This window comes from Rhodococcus gannanensis, from assembly GCF_042681175.1.
In the GTDB taxonomy this organism is placed as follows: Bacteria; Actinomycetota; Actinomycetes; order Mycobacteriales; family Mycobacteriaceae; genus Rhodococcus_G; species Rhodococcus_G gannanensis.
On record NZ_JBHUFB010000010.1, the window covers coordinates 504,059 to 512,414 of the forward strand.

Genomic DNA, 8,356 nt, shown 5'->3' on the forward strand with positions numbered 1-8,356 from the left:
GTGCACTCCGTTCCGCTCGTTCTCGTCGCGCACGGCAGTCGCGATCCCCGCTCCGCGCGGGTGGTCGCGGCTGCCGCTGCGGCGGTTCGTCGGACCCGGCCGGACCTCGACGTCCGGCTCTGTTTCCTCGACCTCTCCGCACCGTCCGTCGATCAGGTGCTCGACACCGTCGCCGCGGAAGGTCACTCGTCGGCGATCGTCGTACCCATGTTGCTCGGCAGCGCCTTTCATGCCCGGGTCGACCTGCCGGGACTGCTCGCCGCGGCCCGCTCGCGCCACCCGGGACTCGACCTCGTCCAGGCGGACGTGCTCGGGGACGACGACCGCCTCGTCCACGCGGTCTGGGACCGCGTCGCGGCGACCGGTGCCGCGGGTTCGGATGTCGGCGTCGTCCTCGCGGCCGTCGGATCGTCCGACACCGCGGCGAACTCACGGACCACCGCCATCGCACCGCGTCTGTTCGCCGGTACCGGCTGGGCGGGCGTCGAGGTCTGCTTCGCCACCACCGAACCGTCACTGCCGCAGGCGGTCTCGCGTCTCCGTGCGTCGGGTGCGCGGCAGATCGTCGTCGCCCCGTGGTTCCTCGCACCGGGCCTGCTGACCGACCGTCTCGACCGCCAGGCGGACGAGGCCGCGCCGGACGCGCTGCGCGCCGACGTCATCGGCGACCATCCGCTGCTCGTCGACGTCGTCCTCGACCGCTACCGCGCAGCGCTCACCCGCCGCACCCTCCCCCGCGCCGCCTGACCCACTCCCCGCCCTACCGCCAATGGCTGAACGTGGCGTTCATCTCGTCCAACCGCACGAACGCCACGTTCAGCCGAACTCGTGGCTCACCCAGCCGTCGACTGAACGTGGCATTGATCCCGCTGAACCGCATGAACGCCACGTTCAGCCGGTGACAGCGGCGGACTGTCAGGCCCGGGTGCCGGGCTCGCAGACGAAGGCGGTCGGGGTGCGGCCGATGCGGGTCAGGACGACGCTCAACGACCGGCTGCCGCGCAGCTTCAACCGCGGACGCAGTACTGCCGGGTCGACATCGAGCCCGCGGACCAGGATCTCCGCGACACCGCAGTCGAGTCGCGCGAGTTCCTGCTTGAGCGCCTTCTCGGAGTACTTGAGCTGTGCGAGGATCCGGAACCCGCGCACACCGTCCGGTACCGCGTCACCGGTGAGGTACGCGATTCGCGGATCGAGCTGCCACAGTCCGTGGCGTGCCGCGTAGTGCCGCACCAACCCGGCGCGCACCACCGCACCGTCGGGGTCGACTATCCACTCCCCCGGCTCACGTTCCGGGATGTCGTCGGGTTCGGCGTCGGTGATCTCCCACCCACCGCCGTCGGCGTCGAGGACGGTCGCGCGACGTCGCACACCGGCGTCGGCGAGCCCGGGCGACCACAGGCACGCCTCCCGCACACCGCCCGACAGCGAAACGATCTCGACCTCGCCGCCCCAGCCGAGCTTGTCGTAGTCCAGACCCGGCGCGCACTTGACCGCGATGTCGCGCCCGGCGTACACCTCCAGCAGATCCGGCAGCGGCGGCATCAACGCGGCCGGATCGTGCCTGCGTTTGCCTCCGGATCGACGCGCGGGATCCGCCAGGACGACGGTTCCCCGACTGCACGGAACCAGCGCATCGGCCCGAATCACCGTGGCACCCGGAACGTTCCGGGCCGCCATCGCCGTTCGAACCGGATCGAGGTCGCTGCCGAGCACCGCCCCCGCAACCCCGACGAGCGCGGACAGGTCCGCGCCGACGGAACAGGTGACGTCGTGGACGTCCCGACCTGCGAGCCGTGCGGCGCGGTGCCGCGCCACGACGGTCGGGGTGGCCTGCTGCAGCGCATCATCGGTCAGCAGCCAGTCGCGCTCGGCGAGCTTGCCCTCCGCCCGACGCCGCAACAGGACCGTCTCGACGAGCGCGCCCGACCGGTCGCCGAAACGGGCACGCACCCGGCCGATGTCGGCCAGGTGCGTGCTCGGGGAGAGATCCAGTCGGTCCACCTCGGTGAGATCCGCCGCAGCGTGACTCAGATAGCGGACGTCCTCCGTGGTGAACTCGTAACCCACTCGAGGATCAGGCTTCCTTGGGCTCGGGCTTCACGCCGGTGATCATCGCGTTGTAGAAGAAACCCTTGGGCACGAAGCGCTTCATGACGTTCTCGTCGACCCAGCTCAGCGCCTTCCAGCCGCCGAACGCGAACTTGCCCCAGTTCCAGCCGAGCTTGCCCTCGGGCACCGCGGCCTCGAAGGTGCGCACCGGCCAGCCGAGCATCGCCGCGGTGAACTCCTCGCTGGCGGCGTGCACCTGCACCGCACCGGCCGAACGGGCCATCTTCTCCAGGTCCGCCGGATCGAAGGTGTGGATGTCCACGACGGCCTCGAGCGCTGCGGCACGAGAGGACTCGTCCAGCTCGGCCTGCGGGCGACGCCAGCCGCGCAGCGGACCGAGCTTGGTGATGTTGGTGGTGGCGTACCAGGTGGCCCGGCTGAGCCAGCGGGCGTAGAAGTCGCCGACGGTGGTCGGCTCACCGGCGAACACGAAACGGCCGCCCGGCTTGAGCACGCGGATGACCTCGCGCAGCGACTGCTCGACGTCGGGGATGTGGTGCAGCACAGCGTGCCCGACAACGAGGTCGAAGGTGTCGTCGTCGTAGGGGATGCGCTCGGCGTCCGCGACGCGGCCGTCGACCGGCAGACCCAGGCCCTCGGCGTTGCGCAGCGCGACCTTGACCATGCCCGGCGACAGGTCGGTGACGGAACCGGTCTTCGCCACGCCGCCCTGCATCAGGTTGAGCAGGAAGAAGCCGGTGCCGCAGCCCAGTTCGAGCGCGCGCTCGTACGGCAGCGCCTGGTCGGTTCCGACGACTGCGTCGAAGCGGCCGCGGGCGTAGTCGATGCACCGCTCGTCGTACGAGATGGACCACTTCTCGTCGTACGTTTCCGCTTCCCAGTCGTGGTAGAGGACCTGGGCGAGCTTGGTGTCCTTGAGCGCAGCTTCGACCTCTTCGGCCGTGGCGTGCGGGTTCGGTGCGGGATCGACGCCGTTGTTGGGGCTTGCAGTCATGGAGGAGAGCCTACCCTGCGGTAAGCAAGGAACAAGTTCTAGTTCTGGATAAAAATATCCCGGGTGACGCGACTACGCGCCACCCGGGACATCCGACGTCACTTACCGACGAACTTGGCCTTGCCAGGCCCGTTCTCGATGAACGAGGCCATCCCGATGGTGCGGTCCTCGGTGGCGAACAGAGCCGCGAACTGGGCCGCCTCGATCTTCAGGCCGGTGTTCAGATCGGTGTCGAGACCCTGGTCGATCGAGGCCTTCGCAGCGGCCAGCGCACGCGCCGCGCCGCCGACGAACTTCGACGCCCACGCACGGGCGGCGTTGTACACCTCGTCGGGTGCGACCATCTCGTCGATCAGACCGATGGCCAGCGCCTCCTCGGCGCCGACGAAACGGCCGGTGAACACCATGTCCTTGGCCTTCGCGGGGCCGACGAGCCGCGCCAGCCGCTGTGTGCCACCGCCACCCGGAATGACGCCCAGCAGCACCTCGGGGACACCGAGCTTCGCGTTGTCACCGGCGATGCGGCGGTCGGCACCGAGGGCGATCTCCAGCCCGCCGCCGAGGGCGTATCCGGTGATCGCCGCGACCGTCGGCTTCGGGATGTCGGCGATCGCGCCGAGTGCGGACTGGAGTTCACCGGCGATGGGCGCCATCTCGGCGAACGTCATGTCCGCCATCTCCTTGATGTCCGCACCGGCGGCAAACACCTTCTCGCCGCCGTACACGATGACGGCCGCAATCTCGTCGTTGACGGTGGCCTCGCGGGCCGCCGCCCGCAGCTCCTCCTGAAGCTGACGGTTCAGGGCGTTCATCGGAGGACGGGCAAGACGGATGGTGCCGATGCCGTCGGACACTTCGAGGGTTACGAACTCAGCCATGACCCGAAGGTTACCGGGCGGCCCGGGGCGGTCAGCGAGGCGCTACCTCTTGCTCCACGGATGCACCACGGCTTCGTAGTACGGCTCCTGTCCCGGGAACCGGACCCGCAACTGTCCGTCCTCCTGGTACAGCGTCGGCAGGATGACGGGGATATCCGGTTCGGCGGCGAGAACGTCCGCCACCGAGCCGAACTCGGCGAGCGAGCTCAACTGCGTCCACGTCGGCGGCAGGAGGATCGTGTAGCCACCACGCCAGTCCGTCAGCGCCTCAGCAGGCGACCGCCACGCCACCGACGCCGCCTCGGACGTCTCGCCGTCGGCGACCTGACCCGCCGGTGCCGCGGCGACGAAGAACCGGGTGTCGTACCGACGGCTCTCGCCCACGGGGGTGATCCAGTTCGCCCACGGGCGGAGCAGATCCGCGCGCAGCACCAGACCCTCGCGGCGGAGGAACTCGCTGAACGACAGCTGCCGGGCCTCGAGGTCCTTGCGGGCGTCCGCGTACTGCGCGGTGTCCGCGACGACGGTGTCCGCGGTCGGGCCTGCGAGCAGCACGCCGCACTCCTCGAACGTCTCGCGCACCGCCGCGCAGACCAGCGCCTTCGCCCGAGCCTCGTCCACACCGAATCGCTCGGCCCACCACGACACCGACGGGCCGGCCCACGAGACGTCCGCGGTCGCGTCCTGGGGGTCGACGCCACCACCGGGGAACACGGTCATTCCACCCGCGAACTCCATGCTCACGACGCGGCGGAGCAGGAACACCTCCGGACCCGATGCGCCGTCGCGCAGAAGGATGACGGTCGATGCGTCCTTGACCGGGACGTCGGTGGGCAGTTCGCTGAGATCCATGTCACGCAACTTACGCGTCCTCACGATCTGCCCACACCGCCCCTCCCACTGACGGGAGCGGCACGGTCGCCTTCGTTCGCGTCCACCGCACGAAGGCCACCTTCAGCCGGTGAGTCGTGGTGGGTCAGCGGCGGTGCTGACCCGGAAGGCGCGTCCGGCGGGCGAAGAATCGCCCGTCGACGCGGTCCAGCGAGATCGACTGGCTGAACGCCGTCGTGAGGTTCTCGGCGGTGATGACGTCGTCGACGAGGCCCTGCGCAACGACCTCGCCCTCCTTCAGGAGCAGCGCGTGCGTGAATCCCGGCGGAATCTCCTCGACGTGGTGCGTGATCAGGACCGTCGCGGGTGCGTCCGGGTCCGCCGCGAGATCGGCGAGCCGGGCGACGAGTTCCTCACGACCGCCGAGATCGAGTCCGGCCGCCGGCTCGTCGAGGAGCAGCAACTCCGGGTCGGTCATCAGGGCGCGGGCGATGAGGACACGCTTGCGCTCACCCTCGGAGAGGGTGCCGTAGGTCCGGTCGGCGAGGTGCTCGGCGCCGATGCTCTCGAGGATCTCGACCGCGCGCTCGGTGTCCATGTCCTCGTAGCGCTCGCGCCAGCGACCGAGCACGGCGTATCCGGCGGACACCACGAGGTCCTTCACCAGCTCGTCCGACGGGACGCGGTTCGCGAGCGCCGACGACGACAGCCCGATCCGCGGCTTCAGCTCGTTGACGTCCACCCGGCCGAGCGTCTCGCCGAGCAGGTTCGCGTGACCCGACGTGGGGAACACCTCCCCGGCCGCGATCCGCAGCAGCGAGGTCTTTCCTGCGCCGTTGGGGCCGAGTACCACCCACTTCTCGTCGAGCTCCACCTTCCATGTCACCGGACCCACCAGGGTCACGCCACCCCGGCGGATCAGGACGTCGTCGAAATCGATGAGCAGATCAGGATCAGGTTCGGACACGGCAGTCATCTTCTCTCACGAAAGCCGATCCCGTGCACCCGGACCCGGATGCGTGTCGGGACCGGCGGATGTCCGACGTTCGGGGGACGACGTGCGCGGCGAGCCCGACCGTCAGCGTCCGGCGGGCGCCACCGCGACGACCGTCATCGACCCGGGCGCGACCTCGGTGAACCCGGCGTCACGGACCGCGACCGCGGTGCCCTCGGCGACCTTCGCGGTCGCGACGGTCCATTGCTCGGGGCCGGCGTCACGGACCGCGCAGCGGTAGCCGTCGGCGGCCCATGACGCGGCCTGCTCGACCGTCATCGCGCCGGCCAGCATCATCGCCGCGTGCCCGACCTGAGCGGCAGCCTTCCCTACAGTCATGCCGAGTGCGGCGTTCAGCCAGAGCACCGGAACCTCGGGATCGCCCTCTCCGGGAACGTCGTGTTCGAGGTCGGTGCCGCCGATCTGCAGCTTGCGGACCCGCTGATCGAGCGCACCGACCGGTCTCGGCACGAAGGCCCGCGCCTGCGCGCCGTCGACGGTGACGGTGACGCCGTCGACGTCCTGGACGGCGAGCCACTGCGCTCCCCGCGCCCGACGCGCCACCTTGCGGATCCGGGCGTCCGTCCACGCCAGGTAGTCGCGTTGCCAGGGACCGGCCTCACCGTCGGCATCGACGCCGACCCGGGGGTCCAGGCACAGCGCGACCGTCGCCGCGGCAGCGGCTTCGAGCACCGCGGTCCGGGCCGGCGGGTCGACCTTCGGAATGTGCAGCACGATCGGCATCGCGAGCACCTGAGCGGGATCCTCGGGGTCGGGCCGGTGGCCGTACCCCGCCGCAAGGACTGCATGCCTGGCGGCGAATCCGGGGTCGGGCAGCATCAGAGCGGAACCCGGCGCACCAGCCCGTCGACGGCGTCCGCGGCCTCGACCTCGTGCCGCGTCACGCCCAGGATGAAGAGCACCGCGTCGAGGAACGGGTGCGAGAGCGCCGTGTCGGCGACCTCCCGCAACGCCGGCTTGGCGTTGAACGCGACGCCGAGCCCGGCAGCGTTGAGCATGTCGATGTCGTTGGCACCGTCGCCGACCGCGACGGTCTGCTCCATCGGCACACCGACCTGGTCGGCGAAGCGACGCAGCGCGACCGCCTTCGCCGCCCGGTCGACGACGTCGCCGACGACGCGACCGGTGAGCTTGCCGTCGACGATCTCCAGCGTGTTCGCCTGAACGAAGTCGAGTTCGAGTTCGTGGGCCAGTCCCTCGATCACCTGACGGAAACCGCCCGACACGACACCGCAGTGGTAGCCGAGGCGGCGGAGGGTGCGGATGGTGGTGCGGGCACCCGGGGTCAGTTCGAGCTTCTCGGCGACCTCGTCGATCACGGAGGCGTCGAGCCCGGCGAGGGTGGCGACACGCTGGTGCAACGACTCGGTGAAGTCGATCTCGCCGCGCATCGCGGACTCGGTGACCTCACGGACCTTGTCCTCGACGCCGGCGTGGGCCGCGAGCATCTCGATGACCTCGCCCTGGACGAGGGTGGAGTCGACGTCGAAGACGACGAGCCGCTTGGCGCGCCGCGCGAGACCCGCGCGCTCGACGGCGATGTCGACGGCCTCGGCCATCGCGAGCTCGGAGAGGCCCGTGCGCAGGCGCCCGTTGGTCTCCTCGCTCGTGTCTGATGCCGTCACCATCAGTTCGAGGCCGGTGACCGGGTAGTCCGCGATCCCGCGGATCGAGTCGATGTTCGCGCCCTGCTTCGCGAGTTCGCTCGCGATCCGGCTGAACGAACGGGCGGTGACGGGGCTGCCGAGCACCACGACAGCGTGCGTGGACGGCGCGGGCCGCTCGGCCGCACCGGCGCCGATCTCGACGTCCACGTTCATGCCGACGGTCGCCATGGCGCCCTCGAGAGCCTCCTGCAGCGCCTCCGGATCCGACGGGCACTCGACGAGCACTCCGAGCGTCAGCCTCCCGCGGATGACGACTTGCTCGACGTCGAGCAGGCTCACGTGATGGCGCGCGAGCGCGGCGAGCAGGACCGAGGTGACGCCCGGGCGGTCCCGGCCCGTCACGGTCACGAGAACCGTCGTCGCCGACTGTGCATCCGAACCCACCGAGAATCTCCCTCCATCCCGTGGCAGCTGCCACGGATTTCGCCGTCCATTGTGCCAAGTAGGGTTTCCACACGCGAAAGGCCCCGCCCGGTCGACGGGCGGGGCCTTCCTGCACCGGCCGCACGGAGCGGCTGGGCGCGTTCTACTGGTGCGCGTCCTCGAGGACGGCGCTCTTGCTGCCGTGGCCGGGGCCGACGTGCGCCTCGGCGCGCATCCGCTCGACCATGTGCGGGTAGTGCAGCTCGAACGCGGGGCGCTCGGACCGGATCCGCGGCAGTTCGGTGAAGTTGTGGCGCGGCGGCGGGCAGGTGGTGGCCCACTCCAGCGAGTTGCCGTAACCCCACGGGTCGTCGACCGTGACGACCTCGCCGTACCGGTAGCTCTTGAAGACGTTCCAGATGAACGGCAGTGTCGAGGCACCGAGGACGAACGCACCGATGGTGGAGATCGTGTTCAGCGTGGTGAACCCGTCCGACGGCAGGTAGTCGGCGTAGCGGCGGGGCATGCCCTCGTT

The 8,356-nt window shown here is 70.2% G+C and carries 8 protein-coding genes and 1 pseudogene; 1 reads left to right on the top strand and 8 read right to left on the bottom strand.

Annotated features, from left to right (window positions below; all coding sequences use genetic code 11):
- Positions 1–747: a sirohydrochlorin chelatase gene (locus ACFSJG_RS13390; RefSeq protein WP_378485696.1), complete on the top strand. Its 747-nt coding sequence runs from the start codon at positions 1–3 to the stop codon at positions 745–747.
- A 168-nt stretch (positions 748–915) separates the two neighbouring features.
- On the opposite strand, the gene ACFSJG_RS13395 is transcribed toward ACFSJG_RS13390, so the two are convergent.
- The 8 genes and pseudogenes from ACFSJG_RS13395 to ACFSJG_RS13430 form a co-directional block, all read right to left on the bottom strand.
- Positions 916–2,070: a THUMP-like domain-containing protein gene (locus ACFSJG_RS13395; RefSeq protein WP_378485697.1), complete on the bottom strand. Its 1,155-nt coding sequence runs from the start codon at positions 2,068–2,070 to the stop codon at positions 916–918.
- Positions 2,071–2,077: 7 nt separating this feature from the next.
- Complete coding sequence (locus ACFSJG_RS13400) at positions 2,078–3,067, bottom strand: class I SAM-dependent methyltransferase (RefSeq protein WP_378485698.1); 990 nt, start codon at positions 3,065–3,067, stop codon at positions 2,078–2,080.
- A gap of 98 nt (positions 3,068–3,165) precedes the next feature.
- Positions 3,166–3,945, bottom strand: a complete 780-nt coding sequence (locus tag ACFSJG_RS13405) for an enoyl-CoA hydratase/isomerase family protein (RefSeq protein ID WP_378485699.1) — start codon at positions 3,943–3,945, stop codon at positions 3,166–3,168.
- Between the two features lie 42 nt (positions 3,946–3,987).
- On the bottom strand, positions 3,988–4,797 hold the full coding sequence (locus ACFSJG_RS13410) for an NUDIX hydrolase (protein ID WP_378485700.1): 810 nt from the start codon (positions 4,795–4,797) through the stop codon (positions 3,988–3,990).
- Positions 4,798–4,921: 124 nt separating this feature from the next.
- A complete protein-coding gene (locus ACFSJG_RS13415; RefSeq protein ID WP_378485701.1) occupies positions 4,922–5,752 on the bottom strand; it encodes an ABC transporter ATP-binding protein in 831 nt (276 codons plus the stop codon).
- A gap of 102 nt (positions 5,753–5,854) precedes the next feature.
- The gene (locus ACFSJG_RS13420) at positions 5,855–6,610 is read right to left on the bottom strand and encodes a peptidyl-tRNA hydrolase (protein ID WP_378485702.1); all 756 of its coding nucleotides are present in this window, start codon (positions 6,608–6,610) and stop codon (positions 5,855–5,857) included.
- Positions 6,610–7,842 carry a phosphoserine phosphatase SerB gene (gene serB, locus ACFSJG_RS13425; RefSeq protein ID WP_378485703.1) on the bottom strand — a complete coding sequence of 411 codons (1,233 nt, stop codon included), beginning with the start codon at positions 7,840–7,842 and terminating at the stop codon, positions 6,610–6,612. Before serB ends, ACFSJG_RS13420 begins: the two co-directional genes overlap by 1 nt.
- 142 nt (positions 7,843–7,984) lie before the next feature.
- A pseudogene (locus tag ACFSJG_RS13430) lies at positions 7,985–8,356 on the bottom strand (cytochrome ubiquinol oxidase subunit I); the annotation flags it as partial.